The sequence below is a fragment of the Thalassospira australica genome (assembly GCF_044790785.1).
GTDB classification, from domain to species: Bacteria; Pseudomonadota; Alphaproteobacteria; order Rhodospirillales; family Thalassospiraceae; genus Thalassospira; species Thalassospira australica_A.
The window spans coordinates 595716-617354 of record NZ_CP085258.1 but is presented as its reverse complement, the minus strand read 5'-3'; the positions used below and the strand labels follow the sequence as shown (position 1 = coordinate 617354).

The 21639-nt window shown below is 55.4% G+C and carries 18 protein-coding genes and 1 tRNA gene; 12 read left to right on the top strand and 7 right to left on the bottom strand.

The genetic code is table 11. The features are described from left to right. Window positions 1–77 precede the first annotated feature (77 nt). Window positions 78–1202, bottom strand: a complete 1125-nt coding sequence (locus tag LG297_RS02895; RefSeq protein ID WP_404424953.1) for a hypothetical protein — start codon at window positions 1200–1202, stop codon at window positions 78–80. Between the two features lie 335 nt (window positions 1203–1537). On the opposite strand from LG297_RS02895, the gene LG297_RS02890 reads away from it, so the two are divergent. Together LG297_RS02890 and LG297_RS02885 are read left to right on the top strand one after the other, a co-directional pair. After that, window positions 1538–1614, top strand: a tRNA-Arg gene (locus LG297_RS02890). Window positions 1615–1835: 221 nt separating this feature from the next. Further along, window positions 1836–2588 (top strand): tellurite resistance TerB family protein, encoded by a 753-nt coding sequence (locus tag LG297_RS02885; RefSeq protein WP_404424951.1) that lies wholly within the window; start codon window positions 1836–1838, stop codon window positions 2586–2588. A 79-nt stretch (window positions 2589–2667) separates the two neighbouring features. Here the strand turns inward: LG297_RS02885 and LG297_RS02880 are convergent, their stop codons facing one another. Continuing rightward, the gene (locus LG297_RS02880; protein ID WP_404424949.1) at window positions 2668–3156 is read right to left on the bottom strand and encodes a fasciclin domain-containing protein; all 489 of its coding nucleotides are present in this window, start codon (window positions 3154–3156) and stop codon (window positions 2668–2670) included. A gap of 254 nt (window positions 3157–3410) precedes the next feature. On the opposite strand from LG297_RS02880, the gene LG297_RS02875 reads away from it, so the two are divergent. Beyond that, the gene (locus LG297_RS02875; protein ID WP_404424946.1) at window positions 3411–3932 is read left to right on the top strand and encodes a glycine cleavage system protein R; all 522 of its coding nucleotides are present in this window, start codon (window positions 3411–3413) and stop codon (window positions 3930–3932) included. Window positions 3933–3944: 12 nt separating this feature from the next. Here LG297_RS02875 and LG297_RS02870 read toward each other — a convergent pair whose 3' ends face one another. Together LG297_RS02870 and LG297_RS02865 are read right to left on the bottom strand one after the other, a co-directional pair. Next, on the bottom strand, window positions 3945–5801 hold the full coding sequence (locus LG297_RS02870) for a calcium-binding protein (RefSeq protein ID WP_404424944.1): 1857 nt from the start codon (window positions 5799–5801) through the stop codon (window positions 3945–3947). A 151-nt stretch (window positions 5802–5952) separates the two neighbouring features. Next, window positions 5953–7113, bottom strand: a complete 1161-nt coding sequence (locus tag LG297_RS02865; RefSeq protein ID WP_404424941.1) for a diguanylate cyclase — start codon at window positions 7111–7113, stop codon at window positions 5953–5955. A gap of 405 nt (window positions 7114–7518) precedes the next feature. On the opposite strand from LG297_RS02865, the gene LG297_RS02860 reads away from it, so the two are divergent. Continuing rightward, a complete protein-coding gene (locus LG297_RS02860; RefSeq protein ID WP_063093069.1) occupies window positions 7519–8505 on the top strand; it encodes a CoA ester lyase in 987 nt (328 codons plus the stop codon). A gap of 71 nt (window positions 8506–8576) precedes the next feature. Here LG297_RS02860 and LG297_RS02855 read toward each other — a convergent pair whose 3' ends face one another. Then, a complete protein-coding gene (locus LG297_RS02855) occupies window positions 8577–9599 on the bottom strand; it encodes a zinc-binding alcohol dehydrogenase family protein (RefSeq protein WP_404424938.1) in 1023 nt (340 codons plus the stop codon). A gap of 145 nt (window positions 9600–9744) precedes the next feature. Here LG297_RS02855 and LG297_RS02850 point away from each other — a divergent pair, with 145 nt between their 5' ends. After that, complete coding sequence (locus LG297_RS02850) at window positions 9745–10110, top strand: winged helix-turn-helix transcriptional regulator (RefSeq protein ID WP_404424936.1); 366 nt, start codon at window positions 9745–9747, stop codon at window positions 10108–10110. A 12-nt stretch (window positions 10111–10122) separates the two neighbouring features. Here the strand turns inward: LG297_RS02850 and LG297_RS02845 are convergent, their stop codons facing one another. Then, window positions 10123–10626 carry a GNAT family N-acetyltransferase gene (locus LG297_RS02845; RefSeq protein WP_404424934.1) on the bottom strand — a complete coding sequence of 168 codons (504 nt, stop codon included), beginning with the start codon at window positions 10624–10626 and terminating at the stop codon, window positions 10123–10125. Window positions 10627–10784: 158 nt separating this feature from the next. Between LG297_RS02845 and LG297_RS02840 the strand changes: the two genes are divergently transcribed. The 7 genes from LG297_RS02840 (at window position 10785) to LG297_RS02810 (ending at window position 20277) form a co-directional block, all read left to right on the top strand. Further along, window positions 10785–11741, top strand: coding sequence for an acetyl-CoA carboxylase carboxyltransferase subunit alpha (locus tag LG297_RS02840; RefSeq protein WP_404424932.1), 957 nt, complete (start codon window positions 10785–10787; stop codon window positions 11739–11741). A 130-nt stretch (window positions 11742–11871) separates the two neighbouring features. Further along, a complete protein-coding gene (locus LG297_RS02835) occupies window positions 11872–12687 on the top strand; it encodes an ion transporter (protein WP_404424930.1) in 816 nt (271 codons plus the stop codon). A 133-nt stretch (window positions 12688–12820) separates the two neighbouring features. Continuing rightward, window positions 12821–13600, top strand: a complete 780-nt coding sequence (locus LG297_RS02830; protein ID WP_404424928.1) for an MBL fold metallo-hydrolase — start codon at window positions 12821–12823, stop codon at window positions 13598–13600. Window positions 13601–13689: 89 nt separating this feature from the next. Then, window positions 13690–16884: an ABC transporter transmembrane domain-containing protein gene (locus LG297_RS02825; protein WP_404424926.1), complete on the top strand. Its 3195-nt coding sequence runs from the start codon at window positions 13690–13692 to the stop codon at window positions 16882–16884. A 26-nt stretch (window positions 16885–16910) separates the two neighbouring features. Next, window positions 16911–17159, top strand: coding sequence for a hypothetical protein (locus LG297_RS02820; protein WP_404424924.1), 249 nt, complete (start codon window positions 16911–16913; stop codon window positions 17157–17159). Between the two features lie 190 nt (window positions 17160–17349). Next, window positions 17350–18837, top strand: coding sequence for an NAD-dependent succinate-semialdehyde dehydrogenase (locus LG297_RS02815; protein WP_404424922.1), 1488 nt, complete (start codon window positions 17350–17352; stop codon window positions 18835–18837). Between the two features lie 39 nt (window positions 18838–18876). Beyond that, on the top strand, window positions 18877–20277 hold the full coding sequence (locus LG297_RS02810) for an aspartate aminotransferase family protein (protein ID WP_404424920.1): 1401 nt from the start codon (window positions 18877–18879) through the stop codon (window positions 20275–20277). 208 nt (window positions 20278–20485) lie between these two features. Here the strand turns inward: LG297_RS02810 and dctP are convergent, their stop codons facing one another. Then, on the bottom strand, window positions 20486–21505 hold the full coding sequence (gene dctP / locus LG297_RS02805; RefSeq protein ID WP_404424918.1) for a TRAP transporter substrate-binding protein DctP: 1020 nt from the start codon (window positions 21503–21505) through the stop codon (window positions 20486–20488). Between the last annotated feature and the right edge of the window lie 134 nt (window positions 21506–21639).

Here is a 21639-nt window from a genome sequence, read left to right as displayed (position 1 = left end):
TGACAAACGGGCACCCCGATTGATCAGGGCACCCGCTAGAACATGCAAACCGTCGATAAAACCTGCCTTGTCGCGCCTTAGCGGACGAAGACATGCACCTCGTTGGCCGAGACCGAGGCACTGGTCGCATCAGAAACGCGGACACGCCCGCTTGGCATTCCCATATCGGTCAGGGAACGCAGAACAGACTGTGCATTGCGTTTGGATTTGTTGCTGTTGAGTGCAACCTGCGCCGGAGTCCCGCGATTCGGCGTTACCGCAACAACGTCAAAGCTGGCCTGCGGGCGACGCTCCAGCACACGGTTGACCGCGTTATAAAGCGCCTGCTCGTATTTCACGCTCGAACTGTCGAAGCGGATAACCACCAGCGGACGTTCGCTGGTCGATGCCATGCTGGCACCGGCCGATGCCGGTGCCTCCTGCTGCGACTGGAAGACACGCTTGGAAAGCGCGTCACCGAAAATCTCGCCATTCTTGACAGCCAGCGCCAGCGCATTGAGGTTCGCACGCTCGTTGCTGACATAAGACGTCTGACGGGCAAGGCCCTCGCTGATTTCATTGAGAAGACGGTCAATCAGCACCGTGGTGCGATTGGTTTCGTCTTCCAGCAACGCCAACTGACGGTGATCTTCGTCAACCGCACCTGAAACCTGATAGGCAGAACGGACAGATTCCAGCAGGAAGGTCGACAGCGTCGAATCAGCAGCCACTTTGTTGGCCAGCGAATTCATCGCCGCAATGTCGTCATTCACACGATCAAGTTCCTGCTGTGCGGTATTCCACTGCTGTACCAGAACCGGGTTGCCCGGCGTGGTACCAACCTGAAGCCGCGCACTGATCGCAGCGACAGTGCCGTGATAGGCCTGCGAATTGCGGACCGTCTGCGCCCGAAGCTGCTGCAATTCATTGCTGTGATCGTCCAGCGCCGATTTCAGACGATTGAGTTCGGACTGCATATTTTCGACCTTTGAACCGACAAAGGTCCCGGTCTGCGATATGCTCGTCAGTGGTTGGGAGCTGCGCGCAACATCGGTGGATGTCGTAGCATCTGCCCCGCTTGTATCGGCCATCTCAGCCGAGCTTTCAGTGCCGGCATTCTCTTCGCCAGCCAATGTAGGCCAAAGGGCCTCTGAAGAAAAAGAACATCCCCCCAGCAAAAGGGCGGCGCCGATTACGGCGAGGTAGGTTTTACGAACGGCCATTTCGATCTATTACCTAAGTAGGAATAAGCGAATCTCCCTGAGCCTGCTTTTTTATGAATTGAAACAAGCCCCTGCTCCCCCGGGATTGAATGCATCTTAGTCCACGACCACTTGTGGAACAAGACGCATTTGCCCCTTTTTTAGCCATAGTTTGTCATATCGGTGTCAAACGCAACAAACCGGGGCAGAACAAGGCCCTAGCAACGGTAAAAAACCTGCATTCGGAAAAAATACGGTTTTTTGAAATTTACCGCTTGCAATGGCCCGCTCGTTTGCATAAGTTCCGCTCCGCCGACGGGGAGCACTCGACGCAAACCGGCGGAAACCAAGGCAAAGCGCCCGTAGCTCAGCTGGATAGAGCATCTGACTACGAATCAGAAGGCCGGAGGTTCGAATCCTTCCGGGCGCGCCATTCAAAGGCCCGACGTCACCGCGTCGGGCCTTTGCCATTTCCGGATCATGTTTGATCCAGGTCCGATTTCCCCTCCCGCAAGGCTGCGAAAATGTGAACCGGATTACACTTTTGACCGGTTATCTGCCCTTATTACGCAACTTTTATCCATCATCCTTGCCTCTCCCAATACGACGAACATATCTCGGTAGAACAGTAATCCCGCCCGCAAGGAAACAGGAATGGATATCGGAAAAATTCTCGGCGACGTGCTCGGCTCCGGCAGCACCGGCCAGATCGGCGACAGGATCAGGGAAGTCACTTCCGGCGGATCGACCGGCGGCATTGGCAAGGCACTGGGCAATAGCGGTCTGGGTGGCGGTCTTGTCGGTGGCGCGCTAAGCGGCGGATTGATGTCTGCGATTCTCGGGTCGAAAAAGGGCCGCAAGATGGGCGGAAAAGTGTTGGCTTATGGCGGCACAGCCCTTGTTGCGGGCCTCGCCTACAAGGCATGGCGCGATTACAGCAATCGCCAGAAACCGCAAAGCCACGCGCGCGATAGCGATCTTGCCAACGTCCCCGCCGATAGCGGTTTTGCACCGGAACAGGAACGCGGCGAAGGCGATCTTGATTTCCGTCTGGCACTGGTCCGCGCGATGATCGCGGCTGCCAAGTCCGACGGACATATCGACCAGACTGAAAACAAACGCATCGCAGCCCAGATCGAACAGTTTGAACTTGGTGCATCGGAAAAGGCGTTTCTGTTTGATGCCTTCTCGGCCGATGCCGATCCGCTCGCGATTGCCCGTCTTGCACGGACCAGCGAACAGGGTGCCGAAATCTATCTGGCATCCAGTCTGTCGATTGATCCCGATGAACAGGTCGAACAGCAATATCTTGACCGGCTTGCCGGTTGCCTTGGCCTGCCCGGTGAATTGCGGGCCCATCTTGATACACAGGCCGAAGGGGCCCGGCGCGAATTCGCAGCCGCATAGAAGATCCGCCGATACAAACAAGCAGGCCCGGACGATATCGTCCGGGCCTGACTTCGTGACAATATATTATGTTGGCCGATTACATTCCCGGCATGATGACGGTATCAATGACGTGAATGACGCCATTATCGGCTTCGATATCGGCCTTCGTCACCGTTGCACCATCGACCATAACCCCGTTTGTCGCGTTCACATCAATGGTGTCACCCTGCACGCTGGCAACTTCCATTTCCTTGCCCGCGATATCTGCTGCCATCACTTTGCCCGGCACAACGTGATAGGTCAGCACGGCCACCAGCTTTTCCTTGTTTTCCGGCTTCAGAAGGTCTTCGACCGTCCCTGCCGGCAGCTTGGCAAAGGCTTCATCGGTTGGCGCAAAAACGGTAAAGGGCCCTTCACCTTTAAGGGTATCGACAAGTCCGGCTGCCTGAACCGCAGTAACAAGCGTTTTAAAAGACCCGGCAGATACAGCCGTATCAACGATGTCGGCGGCCTTTGCCGGAAGGCTTGCCAATGCGAGTGCCGCGGCGGCAACGGTTGCGATCACGGTTTTCTTCAAAGCAGTCATGTTTCGAACTCCTGTCCATATGTCGTCGGATGTTCCCGACATCTCTGCTGTCGAAAACCGTACGTACCCTGCCCAAGGCACGGATCCATCGCAATCCATCATTTAATTGTGATGACCACCCCGACATCCACATGGGGCTGGCTTGCGTACAGGATCGCTTGTGCCTGTCGAAATCGGGAAAAAGCCGGTGCCCGGAAACGGCAAGGAATGCTATGCTTGATGCCATCTCATGATCGCCTCAAGGAGCCCCACGCATGAATGCCAACACGCGTATCACCATTTCCTGCACCGATCGCGTCGGTCTGGTATCGGATATATCCGGTCGTCTGTTTGATATCGGGGCCAATCTGGGGCCGACCAGCTTTGTGCTGGATCAGGGGCGCGCGAATTTCGTAACGACCTGCGAATTGCCCGACACCTGCCCGATCACCGAATGCGAGGCAGCCCTTTGCGAACTGCCAATGGACCAGGCCGAAATCACGGTCGAGGAAATCCAGCCCGCCCCGCTTCTGACCCGCGCACCGGGGGCGACGCACATGATTGAATGTTCCGGGATTGATCAGCCCGGCCTGATCGCCCGGCTGTCGGAAATTTTCATCGAATTCAACGCCAACATCGTGCAGCTCGCCGCATCGGCAACCGATGAAAAAGACACGCGCATCTATACCACGCGCTTTGCGATTGCCATCCCGGCCGGCCGTGCGGCTGCCTGTCTGGCAACGCTTGCCAATACCGCCGGGTCAATGCGCATGCTGTTCCGGTTCGAAGAACTTTAAGAGCGTCACGGCTTACAAGCTTCCGTAATCGTCGACGTCAAAGGTCACGTTATCTTCAACCAGATCACTGATCTCGATCCCGTCGATCTGAACGCCATAGCTGTAATGCCGGCCGTCACTGAAATCGACATAGACACCGTCGTCGTTTTGTTCGGCGTGGTTGATGAAATCATCAAAATCGTCGATGCCGCTTTTTTCCTGGAATGTCTTGCCAAGCAGAAGGCGGTCACCGTTTTCACCTGCTTCGAAATCGGTAATGCGATCACGTTCTGCCCCGCCTTCGAACCTGACCCAGACGAAACTGTCCGAAGATGCCCCGCCGGTCAGAAGATCATTGCCATCCCCGCCAAACAGCGCGTCTTCGCCATAGTCCCCGCGCAGGACATCATGCCCGTCTTGCCCGAACATCCGGTCCTCGCCCCGACCACCTTCCAGAAGGTCGCGACCAGCACCCGCCACTAACTGATCATCGCCGTGATCCCCGCGCATGATGTCCTGACCATCGTTGCCATACATTGCGTCATCACCCATACCCCCTTCGATAAGGTCATTCCCGGCGCCGCCATAAAGAAAGTCGTCCGCATTGTGGCCTTTGACAATGTCATCTCCGTCTCCGCCATCGGCATGGGTGCCGTCCGGCGGAAAGAGATCATCATCATAATACACCTCACCGGCCAGAACCGTGTCATTGCCATCGCCGCCATATAGATAATCGCCGCCCTCATTACCCAGAATGGTGTCATCACCGGCATCACCGTAAAGGTAATCGCGATCAGGCTGACCATATTCCGTGCCAGAAAGGGTATCGTTGCCGTCACCGCCATAGGCCGTCGCCCCGGTTAGCGTGTCATCACCGCCCTTGCCATAGATGGTGTCATATCCAAAATAGCCATCAATATTGTTATCCTGATCGTCACCGATCAAAAGATCGCTGTGGCTGGTTCCGAAAATGCCCTCGACATCAATCAGGACATCCCCGTTGGCATCGCCGCCTTCGGCAATGCCCGCGCCAAGATCAATATGCACAGCCTCGGCAGACGTCTGATAGCTGATCGTGTCCTGCCCGCTGCCGCCATCAAGGAAATCCGCTCCTTGGCCGCCTGTCAGGTGGTCATCACCGTCATTTCCCATCAGGGTGTCATTGCCGGTATCGCCAACCATTGTATTGTCACCACCGCGTCCAATCATCAGATCATCGCCCCCCGCGCCAAACAGGGTGCCGCCGCGATCCGCCCCACCAATCAGCAGGTCATCATGATTTGATCCGCGTATGTTCAGATCGCGAAGCTCGCTGTCGTCCGCAAAGGAAATTTTGTCACCCTCGGCATCCCCGCCATAACCGTTCATGCTGTCCTGATCGAAGTAAATGGCTTCGGGCGAACTGCCATACGCAACAGTCGGCGCATAACGGGAATAGGAAGTGGGAAATATATCGCGAAAATCAAAGTTGATGGTATCGGCACCGCCACCACCTTCGACCGCACTTATTTCTCCTTCAAAATAGTCGTCTCCGTCAGTACCAATCACGCCCAGCTTCTGGGAGATATGGTCGCCATACTCACCAACAATCAACTGATCGCCATCCGCATCACCACCACTGACATCAAGCTCGGCCACCTGTTCGCCAGACGGGGCATCTTCGTTATTGTAGAATTTGAAGGTTAGCGGTTCGCGCGACGTCGCATAGGACAATACGTAATCGTCAGATCGGCCACTGACGAAAAAGCTGTCGGCCCCGGCCCCACCGATCACCGTGTCTGACTCGCTGAAATGGATTTCATCATCACCATCCAGCCCATAAATAATGTCACGACCACGAGAGGTATGGTTCAACACGTCGTCTTCGTTTGTACCGATGATCCGTGCCATGGAAGGCCTCCTGTCGTTGAATGAAACGACTCAACGGTACGCCCTATGGGTGATTCAAAAAAGAAAAATAAAACCTAAAATATAGTTCCATTTTCAACCGGAAATGCAGGTTTTCTGCCAATAATGGCACGACGCCGCGCCAATGACGCCCTTAAACCGCAACCCGGTTACGCCCTGCCTGCTTGGCGGCATAAAGTTTTTCGTCTGCCTGTTTCAGCACCGCCCAGGGATCATCAACATCCTCGTCACGTTCCGAAAGACCCACCGAAATGGTGACCGAAACGGTCTTGTTTTTGTCAGGCGGGGCAATTCTGGTCGCGGCAATCCGCTTGCGAAGGGCTTCCAGTGGCTCATAGGCCTTTTCTGCACTCCGTCCGGCAAAAACGACGGTAAATTCTTCGCCACCATAGCGGAATGCCTTGCCCCCGCCGCCAACACGTGCCAGTTCGCGTGAAACCTTGCGCAGCACGATGTCACCGACATCATGGCCATAGGTATCGTTGAATTTCTTGAAATGATCGACGTCAAGCATGGCAATCGCATACTGGCTGCCAAGTTCGGCCAAGGCATGTCCCAACGCACGCCGTCCGGGCAATCCGGTCAGATCATCGACAAACGCCATCCGCCAGGCTTCCTGCGCCAACCCGGCCAGGACCACACCGGTTGCTGCCAGATAACCGAACTTGATAAAACCCGGGCCCATGACTGTTGCAACCGCAATGGCAATGATCGCGGCGGCAAAACTGGTTTCAAGCGGTCGATGCAGGGCAAGCAATATCCCGACCGACAGGATCGACAGGATCAGGGCCGGTTGCGGCATGTCGGCCATGAAACTTCCGGTATCGATCAGCCGGTAATTAAGTATCTGATGAAGTGCGGCCCCGACATCGGCCTTGCCTGCCAGCATCAGCATGACAAAAACCTGCAATCCCAGCACCAGCATCCGCGCAATACCGCGTGAATTCAGCACCCCGCGTTCGGCGGTAAAACCCAGCACCAGCAGATTAACCGGGATCAGATAAAGCGTCGCAATGCGCATAAAGGCAAGGCCATCGGCGGAAAATCCGCCACCATTTCCCACCAGCAACCAGTAACAGACCAGAAGCAGGATCATCACGAGAACCGCCCGCCCGCGGTTAAACCACCACCCGATTGCACCGCCCAGCACCGCAAGGACGAACGGCCCGTATCGCACAAGCCCGGCCAGTTCGCCCGGAACCAGTCCGGGCGACAGCGCAAGCACAAGGCAAGCCCCCAATATCAGAAAGGGTGCCAGCCCGGCCGAAACAAGAATGGAATAAGCGCGACGCATGGGCCGTTTGGTTCTGCCTGAAATTCCCCCAAGGATACGGTATCGGGCAGGCCCGATCCGCAATATCGCCGGTAATCTAACCACTGCATCCTTAAGGGGCCATTGCTTTATGCCGTGTTTCTGCGTTTTTTCTAATCCAGCCACAAAGACCCGTTTCCGGGTTGCGTTCCGGTTGGCATCAGACAATGGTCGTGTGCGCAAAATGGCTTGCATCTGTTAGCATGCGCACCATAAATTGGATCAAATTCGCTCGATCTCACTGCGGCGCACAATGATCGCAGGCGCAGAATTCTGTCACGGCGGCCACGGTACGATCCCGAAAACGGGACAAAAGCATTTAACGCCGGAAGCTTGGCCCAGACAGGCCGATCCTTCCAGAATGACAGGCTTTGGAGAGACGTTACCATGAGCTTCACCACACCGACCCCGGCCCCGGCGCGTCTGAACCGGTCCGAACTGGCCGTTCCGGGCAGCCGTATCGAACTGTTTGAAAAGGCCGCCAGATCAAAGGCCGATGCCATCTTCCTTGATCTTGAGGACGCGGTTGCGCCAAGCGACAAGGAACAGGCCCGCAAGAACATTATTGCCGCGATCAACGATATCGACTGGGGCGACAAGGTGCTTTCGGTCCGCATCAATGGCCTTGATACACATTATATGTATCGTGATGTCGTCGATGTGCTCGAACAGGCCGGTGACCGGCTTGACCTGATCATGATCCCCAAGGTCGGAACGGCCGCCGATGTCTATGCGCTTGATATGATGGCAACCCAGATCGAGGCCGCAAAGGGCCGCAAAAAACGCATCGGGTTCGAACTGATTATTGAAACCGCCCTTGGCATGCAGAATATCCACGAAATTGCCGGTGCCTCCAAACGCAATGAAAGCCTGCATTTCGGGGTCGCCGATTACGCCGCCTCGACCAAGGCCATGACGACCGGCATCGGGGGGCCGAACCCGCATTACGGTGTTCTGACCGACAAGGATGGTGACAATCCGCGCGATTATCACTGGGGCGATATGTGGCACTATGCCATTGCCCGTATGGTGGTGGCCGCGCGCGCCAATGGCCTGCGCCCGATTGACGGCCCGTTTGGCGATTTTTCCGACCCGGATGGCTATCGCGCCCAAGCCGCACGCGCCATGGTGCTGGGCTGTGAAGGCAAATGGGCCATCCATCCCAGCCAGATCACCCTTGCCAACGATGTTTATTCCCCGTCCGAGGCCGAGGTCACCAAGGCCAAACGCATCCTTGAGGCCATGACCAAGGCACAGGCCGAAGGTGCCGGTGCCGTCGCACTTGATGGCCGACTGATCGATATCGCCTCGATCAAACAGGCCGAAGTCATGGTCCGACAAGCGGAAGCCATTGCGGCGCGCGACGCGGGCTAAGCCAAAAAAACAGACATATTAAAGTAAGGGATGCCGTCGGCACCCCTTACTTTTGGATTGATCGTTACAGATTAATCCGCGATGCCGTCAAAGGTGATCTTGCCAATCGCCTTGCCGCTTTCGAGCAGAGCATGCGCCTTTTGCAGGCTTTCAGGCGTTAACGGGCCAAAACTTTCATTGGCGGTGTTTGTCAGAACACCCCTGTCGATCAAATCGGCAACATTGCTCAGCAGCTTGTGCTGTTCGATCATATCGGGCGTCTGATACATCGACCGGGTGAACATGAATTCATAGGAAAACGTCACCGATTTCGCTTTCAGCATATCGATATTGTGGTCGCGGCTTGCTTCGGTGATGGAGGCAATCCGTCCCTGCGGCGCGATGATCGCGCACATCGTCTCCCAGTACTGGTCGGTTTCCGACGTGCAGAAGATATAATCAACATCGGCAATCGCGACGGCTGTCAGTTCATCGGCCAGCGGATTACGATGATTGATCACCTGATCTGCCCCAAGCTTTTTGACCCATTCGATGGTTTCCGACCGCGATGCGGTTGCAATGACAGTCAAACCGGCCAGTTTGCCAAGCTGGATCGCAATCGAGCCAACCCCGCCTGCCCCGCCAATCACCAGAAGCGTCTTGCCCGCATTGGCATCCTTGGCGTTGCGGTCAATCATCATACGGTCAAACAGGGCTTCCCATGCCGTGATTGTGGTCAATGGCAGTGCCGCCGCCTCGGTGAAACCAAGCGACTTTGGTTTTGCCGCAACGATACGTTCATCGACAAGCTGGAACTGGGCGTTGCTGCCGGACCGGGTGACATCCCCGGCATACCAGACCTCGTCCCCCGGACGAAACAGGGTGACATCCTCGCCAACGGCTTCAACGATACCCGCCGCGTCCCAGCCAAGGATTTTGAAAGTACCGTCATCCGCCTTGCCGCGTCGCACCTTGAAATCAACCGGGTTGACGGCAACGCCTTTGACACGAACCAGGATATCGCGGCCTTCGGCCTTTGGAATTTCCATATCGATTTCACTGAACAACCCGTCCGTCTCAACGGGGGCAGCTTTATAAAGTCCGATTGCTTTCATCGTGGCATCCTTTTGATCAAAGGTTTGAATTGTGAATGCACAAGACATAGCGCATAATGACACATATAATAAGTACGCACAATTCAGACCAATAGTGTCATTTTGTATACTATTGTCGTTTCCTGCAGGTTTAAGGAGCCAATGGATGGCATCAACATTCAACTGCCCATCGGATCGCAGCCCCGGCTGCCCGGTCGAAGGGGCGCTGGACGTGATTGGCGGCAAATGGAAAGGCGTGGTCCTGTACCATCTGCTGGACGGAACAAAACGGTTCAATGAATTGCGCCGCCTGATGCCCGGCGTGACACAGCGCATGCTGACCCGCCAACTCCGCGAACTGGAAGCCGACGGCCTGATCCACCGCGAAGTCTATGCCGAAGTCCCGCCGCGCGTGGAATACAGCCTGACCGCAAAGGGCGAAACGCTTCGCCCGATCATCCTTGCGTTAAAGGATTGGGGTGAAAGCCACGTGCCCTATTATGCAGTCAAACCCGAAACCGACGTCGCATGATTGCCAGTCTGATCAGGCCGTTTTCGCCAACTGTAATGGCCGTGCCATTTTCCAGAATGTCGTGCGATCGTATCCGTCATGAACGCCTTCACCGGCGATTTCAAACCCGCGCGATTTGAAAAAGGCGATATTACCGGTCAGTTCAACCCTAACATGAAGTCGCATGTTTTCCTTGCCCGCACTTTGGGCATGGTTGCACGCCGCCTCGACCAGTGCCTTGCCAATGCCGCCGCCCTGAATGGACGGATCGACCGACAATTTATAAAGATAGGCGTCTTTTCCAACATCCTCGACCCAGACCTGGCCAATAACACGACCAGCTGAATCATGCGCCAGAAACAACGTATCGCGCGCAAAACGCCACTGCAGTTCGGCAATATTGACCGATTTTGCCGAACTGGGCGGATCGACGATATCGTCCTGAAAGGCAAAGGCGGCCAGCAGGATTTCAACAAGCCGGTCGAACGGCACAAGGGCGGGATCGCGGGGCGATGTGATCTCGATACTGGATGTCATGGATTTCCGTATGCAAAACTGTCACTGTGCAGGATGAAATATACGATATAACCCGTGGATCGATGGAATTTATATGCGTATCGGACCTCAACCCTTGACGTGACGGGTTGATCTACTATGTTCCGCCTCATTGTTTCCCAGCCGGATATGATGCCCTGATGCATAACTTTCTGGATTTTGAAAAACCGATCGCCGAACTCGAAGGCAAGATCGAAGAATTGCGCCACCTGACCGGCAATGATGAAGTCAACATCGCCGACGAGGTTGCGCGCCTGCAGGACAAGCTGACCAAGCTGCTGCAAAGCACCTATGGCAAGCTGACCCCGTGGCAGAAAACACAGGTCGCCCGTCATCCCGACCGGCCGCATTTCACCGACTATGTCGCCCACCTGTTCGAGGGTTTCACCCCGCTTGCCGGCGACCGCCTGTTTGGCGAGGACGAGGCCATCATTGGTGGTCTGGCGCGCCTGCAAGGTCGCAGCGTCATGGTGATCGGCCACGAAAAGGGCCGCGATACCGAATCCCGTGTGAAACACAATTTCGGCATGGCCAAGCCGGAAGGTTATCGCAAATCGATCCGCCTGATGCGCATGGCCGAACGTTTCGGTATTCCGGTCATCACACTGGTCGATACCGCCGGTGCCTTCCCGGGGGCCGACGCCGAGGCGCGCGGCCAGTCCGAAGCCATCGCGCGTTCGATCGAAGCCTGCCTTGATATCAAGGTTCCGCTGATTTCGGTGATCATCGGCGAAGGTGGCTCTGGCGGCGCGATTGCGCTTGCTGTTGCCAACACCGTCATGATGCTTGAAAACTCGATCTATTCCGTTATCTCGCCGGAAGGCTGCGCCTCGATCCTGTGGCGTTCGGGTGACGAAGCCAAAACGGCTGCCGATGCATTGCGCCTGACCGCGCAGGATTTGCATCAGCTTGGCGTTATTGATGAAATCATCACCGAACCGCTTGGCGGCGCACAGCGTTCACCCGTTGATGCCTGCAAACGCGTCGGCGATGCCATCATCAAGGCCCTTGAAGCGATGGACAATGTCGAAGGGGGCGTTCTCAAGGCGCGCCGTCGCGACAAATTCCTCGATATGGGCCGTCACGGCCTGAACTGATCCCGCAGGGCGCAGTCATCAGCACGTCTGACCTGCGCCCTGTTTGTGTTTTCTCTCCGGCGCTGTCCCGCCCGTCGGTAAAAACCCCGGTCGCTGCGCCTTTTGAACCGGTACCTGCCGGGAGGGCCTAATGGAAAAGCTGCGCCGGATTGTCGAATCTTCAAAGTTCCAGAATTTCATCACGGCCGTGATTGCGATCAATGCCGTCATTCTCGGACTTGAAACATCCCCGACCGTTATGAATGCCGCCGGATCGGTCCTGCATCTGCTTGATCAGATCGCGGTTGCGATTTTCGTCGTCGAACTTCTGATGAAACTTGCCGTGTATCGGCTGGGCTTTTTCCGGCGTTCCTGGAACATCTTTGATTTCACGATTGTTGCCATCACCCTGCTGCCGATGGGACAGGACGTATCGGTCCTGCGTGCGCTCCGAATCCTGCGTGCCTTCCGGTTGATCTCGACCGTGGCCTCCATGCGCAAGGTCGTCGAAGCCCTGATGAAAGCCATCCCGGGCATGGTTTCGGTCCTGACCCTGCTGTCGCTGGTATTTTACGTTTCGTCCGTCATGGCAACCAAGCTGTTCGGATCGGGTTTCCCCGACTGGTTTGGTTCAATCGGCGCATCGCTTTATTCCCTGTTCCAGATCATGACGCTCGAAAGCTGGTCGATGGGAATCGTCCGCCCGGTGATGGAAATCTATCCACTGGCCTGGCTGTTTTTCGTCCCCTTCATCCTTGTGACCACTTTTGCCGTCCTCAACCTTTTCATCGCCATTGTGGTGGATGCCATGGCCACTCATGTCGACGTCGAAGAGACCCAGACTCGCAATGAACTTGGCCTTGATCACCACGAAATCCTAAGGGAACTGCGGGAATTGCGCGCCGAAGTCACCCGGCTTGCCGATGGCAAAAAGAATGTCGATACCGTCCGGCAACCCGGCGAATAGCAGACAATACCGTGCTGAACCATGGGTCAGCCTGTGGCTTTTATCAGGAAAATTAGCATTTCTCTATCAAAGGGGGTGGTTCTTTGCCCCAAACCTCGTCTAATCTTTCGACAAAATGTCGGGAGATCGGGGAATGAAGCTTACGTTTGCGGGGACAGGTTCGGCATTCTGCATGGCGGCTGACAATTTCCAGAGCAATATGGTTCTGGAAGCAGTTCAGCCTGGCAGCGACCGGCCGACACGCATGTTGATTGACTGTGGTTCAGATGCACGGCACTCGCTACGCAATCTGGGCTATATGCCTAACGACTTTGATGCCGTTTATATCAGCCATCTGCATTCCGACCATATTGGCGGGCTGGAATGGATGGCACTTGCCAATTATTTCATTTTCGAAGGCCACCGGGTCAAACTGCTCGCGGTCAAGGATTTGATCGAGCCGCTGTGGGAACACAGCCTGCGCGGCGGACTTCAGGTCAGTGACACGGGCAATAGCAGCCTGTCATCCTATTTCGACATTCAGGAACTCAGCCCGGTCAAGGGATTTGACTGGCAGGGTACGCATTTTGACATTATCCCGGTCGAACATGTCGTTACCGCCCAGAATACCATGCTGTCCTACGCGCTGTTCGGGCGTGGAAAAAATCAAAGCTTTTTCCTGACAACAGATGCGATTTTCAATCCCGATGCCCATATGCCGTTGTATCAAAAAGCAGATATCATTTTTCAGGATTGCGAACTTGGCCCGCGCCATTCCGGCGTACATGCCCATTACGAACAACTTGTGACCCTGCCCGCCGATATCAAAGCGAAAATGTGGCTCTATCACTATCAGGCCTATCCACGGCCCGATGCGGTTGCGGATGGCTTTTGCGGATTTGTTGAACCGGGTCAAAGTTTCGAGCTTGGCTAACGCCTTAAAGGCCGGGTACATTTTGCATCTAAACGAGCAATAGGAACGGACAATCATGTTCGTTCCGACAAAAAATACGGGACCCGTAAATGCCGAAGTCGGTTTTTGCCTATATCTGGCGCCACAGCAGCATCCAGCAAATCATCCTGACCCTGGTCACGGTGATTTCCTTTCCATTTCTGTATTATTCGCTGGACCTGCCCAAACAGATCGTCAACGAGGCAATCGGCGGTGCGGGCGAACCTTACGAATTTCTCGGCATTGAACTGAACCAGATCGAATATCTGTTTACGCTTTCGGGTATTTTTCTCGCACTGGTTTTCGTCAATGGCGGGTTCAAATATTTCATCAACGTCTATGTTGGCGTGATGTCGGAACGGCTTTTGCGCCGGTTGCGCTACACCCTGTTTGAACGGGTTCTGCGGTTTCCCTTGCCGCATTTCCGCAAGACCAGCCAGGGTGAAATCGTTTCCATGATCACCGCCGAAGCAGAACCGCTGGGCGGCTTTTTTGGCGAAGCTTTCTCGTTGCCGCTCTATCAGGGCGGCATCCTTTTAACGATTACCGCCTTTATTTTCGTACAGGACCCGTTGATGGGCCTTGCGGCAATTGCATTTTATCCGTTGCAGGGATATCTGATCCCCAAACTGCAACGCCGGGTGAACCAGCTTGGCAAACAGCGTGTGCAGAATGTGCGCCGGATGTCCGAACATATCGGCGAAGTCGTCGCCGGTGCCACTGATATCCGCGCCCATGAAACGCAAGGATTCGAACTCACCCATTTCACCCAGCGGATGGGCCGGATTTTTGAAATCCGCAAGGAAATCTATTTCCGCAAATTCTTTATCAAGTTTCTGAACAATTTCATCGCCCAGATCACGCCGTTCTTCTTCTATTCCATCGGCGGCTATCTGGTGATCAAGGGCAATCTCAGCTTCGGGGCACTTGTTGCTGCCCTTGCCGCCTACAAGGATATGTCCGCGCCCTGGAAAGAATTGCTGGCCTATTATCAGCGCCTTGCCGATGCCCGGATCAAATACGAACAGCTTCATGAACAGTTCGAACTGCCCGATCTTGGCCGCGAACATGAACTGATCGCACCGAAATCCGAACGCCTGCCCGGGCCGCTTGATGTTGCGGCCCTGTCCTGGGTCGATGATGACGGCACGCGGGTTGTTGAAAATGTGTCGTTCAACATGGCATTACCGGGCACGGCCCTTCTGACGGGCTCGGCGGACAGCGGAAAATCACAACTGGCCCGCCTGATCGCCCGGTTATTGACCCCGACCGGCGGCCGCATCCAGTTCAGCGACCGGAATGCCGAAGATATCCCGTCATCCACTCTTGGACAGCGTCTGGCCTATGTCGGCAGTGATGCGTATCTGTTTAACGGAACGATTGCCGATAACCTGTTTTATGGCCTGAAGCATCGCCCGATCCTTGTTGCCGGTCTGGAAAAAAAGGATAAAGGCACCGACGGCGATACCGCTTCGAACCTGAAACTGCCATTGCCCGAATTCGTCGAAAAGGTCGAACTTTCCGATCCCACCCATCTGCCATCGCGCCTGACCAGCGAAATGTATGATGAAATCAGGCTTTCCGGGAACATTCCCTATGACCCCGGGGCAGAATGGATCGATTATATCGGCCCCGGCTTTAACTCGATCGATGAGTTGAAAGCCGAACTTATGCGCCTGCTTGAGGTCGTTCATCTTGACCGCGATATTTATCGCATCGGTCTGCAACGCCGCATTGATCCGCAAGAACGCCCCGATCTGATCGAAGCCGTTCTGGCCGCACGACCGAAGCTTAAGGAAATCCTTGCCGAACGCGGTCTTTCCGATCTGGTCGAACCCTATGATATTGACCTCTATAACGACAATGCCCCGGTCGGCATCAACCTTGTTTTCGGTGCGCCCGCCCGATCCGACTTCGAACGCACGGCATTCCTGTCCCATCCCTATATGCAGAAAACCCTGCGTGAAACGGGGCTTTACGATGTCATGATCAGTATCGGTCGCGATACGCTTGACCTGATGATCGAACTGTTTACCGGCCTGCCGCCGGGACATGAATTCTTTGACCGTTACAGCTTTATCTCGGCCGATGAACTGCCCGAGGTCAAAAACATGCTGAAACGGACCGAAGGCGTCGCAATCAAGGATATGCGTGCCGAAGACAAGCTGCGCCTTCTTGACGTGGCAATGAACCTGACCCCGGCACGTCACCGCTTGCGGGTCATTGACAATGAATTCCGCCAACTGGTTCTGAAAGCCCGGCCAAAATTCTATGGCAATCTGCCCGATGACCTTGCCGATATGATCGACTTCTTCAAGGTTGACGAATATGCCGCCGCAGCCCCGGTTATCGACAACCTTCTGTTCGGACGTTTTGCCTATGGTCGTGCAAATTCCGAAGAACGCGTTGGCGAAGTGCTGTTTGAAATCGCCCATGAAGGCGGCCTGTATGATGCACTCGTCGCACTTGGCCTTGAAAGTCAGGTCGGTGTCGGCGGCAGCCGCATCTCGCAAAGCCTGCGTCAGAAAATAGCACTTGTCCGCGCCCTGATCAAAAATCCCGATCTGGTGGTCGTTGACGAAGCCCTTTCGGCCCTTGATCGCGAAACCCGTGAACAGGTTATTTCCTGGCTGACCGGGCAGTCCGAACATCGCAGCTTGATCTGGGTCGATGGCGATGACACCGACAATGAACGGTTCGGCACCTATCTGCATATGGCAAATGGCAAACTGGTCAAACGTCAAAGCCATGCAATTGACGAGGCCACCGCCGAAGAAGCCGAAGACGAAGCAGCAGACACCACAATCGATACAAATGATGGCAGCATCGAACAGGAAGTCCGGTTGCTGCGCACCATTCCGCTCTTTGCCGGGCTTGACCCCAGCGTGGTCAAACTGCTGGCCTTTACCAGCCCGCGCCTGACCTTCAAACGCGGCGAGGTTCTGGTCAAGCAGGGTGACCCGGGCGATGCGGCCTTTATCGTGATTTCCGGTCGTGGCGAAATCTGGCTGACGACCGACGAGGCCCAGACGATCAAGCTGCGCGACGTCGAACCCAAGGAAGTCATTGGTGAAATCGCCCTGCTGGTCGATGCACCACGTTCCGCCACCATCCGCGCGGTCGAGGAAATGACAGTCCTGAAACTCGATAAAAACGAGTTCCTTGGTCTTGTCCGTCAGGACCAGGCGGTTGCGGTTCAGTTGATCCGTGTTCTGGCACACCGCGTTGATGTCACCACCAAACAGCTTACCAGCCGGAATGGCTGATTGAATTACGCCCGACCGGACCTGTTATGAACAAGCTTGCCTCTATCATCATCGCTGCCGTTTTGGCCATTGCCCTTCTGGGCGGGCTGGCAGCGATGATCGGAGGCGGGCTTTTGGGAACGATTGTCTTTATCATCGGGATTCCGTTGGCCTTTCCGATGTCAACCAGCATCGTGGTGCTGTTCTTTGCCGCGATCATCATTCGTACCGTTCTTCAGAAACGTCGTGAACGCCGCGAAATGCGGGCCTTTCTGCGCGATAACGACCAAGACTGATCCCCAATTTTCGACCTTTGTCCTGGCCAGCAGAAAAAACATCTGCTTTCGACCGGGGCTTGCCAAAAAAACCGCATCAAATCGCATCGAGTTCGGAAACCTCCTCTGCCAGCTTGTTGATAGCCTGCTGGCAGTTCAACAAAACAGAGGCTGACGCCAAAAGGCGTGGCCTTGTTTCAAGGAGGTTTTCATGACGGCACAACTCAAAGAACAGCGCTGCGTGTCGTTAAGCCAGCTGTCCGATCTTCGGCTTCTGCGCGAACATGCCTATATCGACGGGCGCTGGTGCTCGGCCGACAATCGCCAGGTTATCGAAGTCACCAATCCGTTTGATGGCGCGTTTCTTGGAACCGTGCCCAATATGGGTATTGCCGAAACCCGTAACGCGATTGCCGCGGCCCATGCGGCCTTTCCGGCATGGGCCGCCCTTCTGCCACAGGATCGTGCGGCACGTCTGCGTCGCTGGTTTGACCTTCTGATCGAAAACAAGGAAGATCTGGCCCTTCTGATGACGCTTGAACAGGGCAAGCCGATTTCGGAATCCCGTGGCGAGATTGATTATGCCGCAAGCTTCATCGAATTTTTCGCCGAAGAAGCCAAACGGGTGAATGTCGAAAACATTTCATCCCACCTGCCCGGCCGCAATATGACCGTCAAACGCGAACCGGTTGGCGTAACTGCGGCGGTAACACCGTGGAACTTCCCGTGTGCGATGATTACGCGCAAGGCCGCCGCCGCACTGGCCGCAGGTTGCACCATGATCGTTCGCCCGGCCACCGAAACGCCGTTTTCGGCTACCGCCCTTGCCGAACTGGCCGAACGTGCTGGTATCCCGGCCGGTGTCTTTAACGTCGTGACCGGCGATCCCAATCCGGTTGTTGGCGAGCTTTGCGGCAACCCTGTTGTGCGGGCGCTTTCGTTCACCGGCTCCACCGAAGTTGGTCGGTTGTTGCTGTCGCAGGGCGCACAGACCGTCAAAAAGATGTCGATGGAACTGGGTGGGCATGCCCCCTTTATCCTGTTCCCCGATGTCGATCTGGACGAGGCCGTCACGCATGCGCTCGGTGCCAAATTCGCCACCAGCGGGCAGGATTGCCTTGCGGCAAACCGCATCTTTGTCCATCGCGACATCTATGACGCGTTTCTTGATAAATATGCCAAGGCAATCGGTGAACTCCGCGTTGGCAACGGACTTGATGAAACCACCGAAATCGGTCCGCTGATGCATGATCGTGCGGTTGCCAAATGTGATGAACATGTCGCAGATGCCCGCGCCAAAGGTGCCCGTGTTCTGACCGGTGGCAGGAAAATGGGCGGGCTTTTCTATGCCCCGACCCTTCTGGCCGATGTGACCGAGGATATGAACATCTATCATCAGGAAACTTTTGGTCCGGTTGCTCCGGTGATCCCGTTCGATACCGAAGAAGAGGTGATCAGTCGCGCCAATGACAGCGAATATGGCCTTGCAGCTTACGTCTATACCAGCGACCATGATCGCGCAGCGCGTGTTTCGAACGCACTTGAATACGGCATGGTCGCGCTGAATTGCGTGAAGATTACCGGCGCCCCGATCCCGTTTGGCGGGGTCAAGCAGTCCGGCCTTGGCCGCGAAGGGTCGCGCCACGGCCTAGAAGAATTCACCGAGCTTAAATATGTCTGCGCCGCGTTCAAACCGTAACGCGCGCAGCGGCCACCGCATTCACATGGGAGAAGCACAATGAATGTCATCAAAAACACCACCGCCGATCTGCAGGAAATGGATCGCGCCCATTTCATGCATCCCTCGACCCATATGCGCCAGCACGCGGCGGGTGAAACCCCCAACCGCATCATCAATGGCGGCAAGGGCATTTATATCCATGACACCGAAGGCAGGGAATCGCTTGATGCCTTTGCCGGTCTTTACTGTGTGAATGTTGGCTATGGCCGTACCGAAATCGCCGATGCGATCTATGCCCAGGCCAAGGAACTGGCCTATTACCACACCTATGTCGGGCACGGGAACGAGCCGGTCATCCGCCTGTCGGATCGTATCGTCAAATCGGCACCAGAAGGCATGCAGCGCGTCTATTATGGCATGTCGGGTTCGGATGCGAACGAAACCAACATCAAACTGATCTGGTATTACAACAATATCCGCGGCCTGCCGCAGAAGAAGAAAATCATCTCGCGCTGGCGTGGCTATCATGGTTCCGGCATCATGACCGGCAGCCTGACGGGTCTGGCAGCGTTCCATAACGCGTTTGACCTGCCACGCGCGCCGATCCTGCACACCACCTGCCCGCACCATTACTGGAATGCCGAGGCCGGCGAGACAGAGGCCGAATTTGCCAAACGCTGTGCCGATGATCTTGAAAAAATGATCCTGCGCGAAGGCCCGGAAACCGTTGCCGCCTTCATCGGCGAGCCGGTCATGGGCACGGGCGGCATCATCACCCCGCCTGAAGGCTATTGGGCCGCGATCCAGGAAGTATTGAACAAGTACGATGTGCTTCTGGTTGCCGACGAGGTCGTTACCGCCTTTGGCCGCACCGGCAGCTATTTCGGCTCGCACCATTACGACATCAAACCCGACCTGATCACGATTGCCAAAGGTGTGTCTTCGGGCTACCTGCCGCTGTCGGGTGTGATCATCGGCGAACGCGTCTGGAAGGTTCTGGAACAGGGGTCCGATAAAATGGGACCGATTGGTCATGGCTGGACCTATTCCGCGCATCCGGTCTGTGCCGCTGCCGCCAACGCCAATCTCGATATTGTCGATGGTGAAAACCTGACCGGCAATGCGGCCGATACCGGGGGCTATTTCCAGAAACGCCTGCGCGAAACATTTAACGAGCACCCGCTGGTTGGCGAAGCGCGTGGTGTCGGCCTGATGGCCGCACTGGAATTTGTCGCCGATAAAACCAAAAAGGAACGGTTCGATCCGAATGCGAAAATCGGCCCGCGCGTTTCGGCCGCCTGCCTTGAACGCGGCATGATTGCACGTGCGATGCCCCATGGCGATATCCTGGGCTTTGCCCCGCCGCTTTGCATCACCAAGGCCGAAATCGACAAGGTTATCGACATCGCCAAACAGGCCGTTGATGCGGTTGCCGACGAAGTTGCCAGCGGCAAATAATAAGGCTCACACCATCCCCACCCGGCCTTCTTTATGACGACCGGGTGCACCACAGAGGCCGGACCCATGCCGGCCTCTGTTTTTTGTCAGTACAAAATCATTTTCCCGACACCTGCGTCTACCAAGCAGACAAAAAGAAACCCCTGCGGCCAACATTGCAGGGGTTTCAGATATCATCCCACGAAGGGGGAATTGCGGTCAAAGATGATTACATCTCGGTGCCGAATTCCTTGCGAAGCGCTTTCAGCACTTCTTCGGTGTCACCACCGACTTCCTTGACAAGGCTGTCACCAATACCGGCCGATGCCTCTTTGAAGGCAGCGCGCTGTTCATCATTCAGACGAATGACTTCGATTTCTGGCTTGGCTTTCTTGATGCGATCAAGTGCCTCGGCATTTGCCTTTTGCTGCGCTTCATAGATGAAGTCATCGAGTTCCGATTTGACTTCCTTAAGCATATCTTTGCGCTCGTCAGACAGACCTTCATAGAAGGCAGCATTCGACACCACGGTCGTGGTGTATTGCTGCTGACCGGCATAGATCAGATAGTCGGTCACTTCATAGAATTTCGCACTTTCGATGAAGAAGATCGGGTTGACCTGTGCATCGATCACACTGGTCTGAAGACCGGAATAGACTTCACCCCACGGCAGGGCAACCGGATCGGCACCGAAAGATTCATAGCTTTCGATCAGGATCGGCGAGGTCATGACGCGGAATTTAACCCCGTCAAACTCGGACGGCTGGGTCACCGGTTTTTTGGTGGTCCAGACCATCTCGCCTTCCGGGTACATGGTGTAAAGCTTGAGCCCCTTGGACTCAAAGTCATCCGACAGACCTTCATAGATCGTCGGGCTGCTCGACAGAACTTCCTTGTTTACCTCGTTATCCTGCGACAGCAGATACGGTACGCCGAAAACCTGAATTTCCGGAACAAAGGTGCCAAGATGGCCCGGCGATGCATTCGAGAACTGAACAGCCCCCGCCGTCGTCAGTTCGGTAATGTCGTTTTCCGTCCCCAGCTGGCCATAGGTGTAGACGGTAACCGTCACATCGCCATTGGTTTTTTCCTCGACCAGACGCTTGAATTCCTGTGCATACAGGTCCTGCACATCGCCCGGGCTTTCTTCATGCGCAAATTTCCATTCTTCGGCATGGGCGGCTGTCCCGGCGACCGCAAAAATTGCGGCAGCAGACAGGGTCGCCTTGAAGAGCTTGTTCAAACTCATATCGAAGTCTCCCTTATTATGCCGCGACGACCGGGATCTAACCCTTAATCGGCGGCGATTAGTTGGCACATCAATGTTATGAACGCGCAAAGTGTTGAAATGTTCCTGCATCAGGTCAATGTTAGTTTTGTATC

Bases quoted from the DNA above. Each gene is read 5' to 3' on its own strand.
- LG297_RS02895 (WP_404424953.1), bottom strand. From the start codon at position 1,202: ATGGCCGTTCGTAAAACCTACCTCGCCGTAATCGGCGCCGCCCTTTTG.
- LG297_RS02885 (WP_404424951.1), top strand. From the start codon at position 1,836: ATGGATATCGGAAAAATTCTCGGCGACGTGCTCGGCTCCGGCAGCACC.
- LG297_RS02880 (WP_404424949.1), bottom strand. From the start codon at position 3,156: ATGACTGCTTTGAAGAAAACCGTGATCGCAACCGTTGCCGCCGCGGCA.
- LG297_RS02875 (WP_404424946.1), top strand. From the start codon at position 3,411: ATGAATGCCAACACGCGTATCACCATTTCCTGCACCGATCGCGTCGGT.
- LG297_RS02870 (WP_404424944.1), bottom strand. From the start codon at position 5,801: ATGGCACGGATCATCGGTACAAACGAAGACGACGTGTTGAACCATACC.
- LG297_RS02865 (WP_404424941.1), bottom strand. From the start codon at position 7,113: ATGCGTCGCGCTTATTCCATTCTTGTTTCGGCCGGGCTGGCACCCTTT.
- LG297_RS02860 (WP_063093069.1), top strand. From the start codon at position 7,519: ATGAGCTTCACCACACCGACCCCGGCCCCGGCGCGTCTGAACCGGTCC.
- LG297_RS02855 (WP_404424938.1), bottom strand. From the start codon at position 9,599: ATGAAAGCAATCGGACTTTATAAAGCTGCCCCCGTTGAGACGGACGGG.
- LG297_RS02850 (WP_404424936.1), top strand. From the start codon at position 9,745: ATGGCATCAACATTCAACTGCCCATCGGATCGCAGCCCCGGCTGCCCG.
- LG297_RS02845 (WP_404424934.1), bottom strand. From the start codon at position 10,626: ATGACATCCAGTATCGAGATCACATCGCCCCGCGATCCCGCCCTTGTG.
- LG297_RS02840 (WP_404424932.1), top strand. From the start codon at position 10,785: ATGCATAACTTTCTGGATTTTGAAAAACCGATCGCCGAACTCGAAGGC.
- LG297_RS02835 (WP_404424930.1), top strand. From the start codon at position 11,872: ATGGAAAAGCTGCGCCGGATTGTCGAATCTTCAAAGTTCCAGAATTTC.
- LG297_RS02830 (WP_404424928.1), top strand. From the start codon at position 12,821: ATGAAGCTTACGTTTGCGGGGACAGGTTCGGCATTCTGCATGGCGGCT.
- LG297_RS02825 (WP_404424926.1), top strand. From the start codon at position 13,690: ATGCCGAAGTCGGTTTTTGCCTATATCTGGCGCCACAGCAGCATCCAG.
- LG297_RS02820 (WP_404424924.1), top strand. From the start codon at position 16,911: ATGAACAAGCTTGCCTCTATCATCATCGCTGCCGTTTTGGCCATTGCC.
- LG297_RS02815 (WP_404424922.1), top strand. From the start codon at position 17,350: ATGACGGCACAACTCAAAGAACAGCGCTGCGTGTCGTTAAGCCAGCTG.
- LG297_RS02810 (WP_404424920.1), top strand. From the start codon at position 18,877: ATGAATGTCATCAAAAACACCACCGCCGATCTGCAGGAAATGGATCGC.
- dctP (WP_404424918.1), bottom strand. From the start codon at position 21,505: ATGAGTTTGAACAAGCTCTTCAAGGCGACCCTGTCTGCTGCCGCAATT.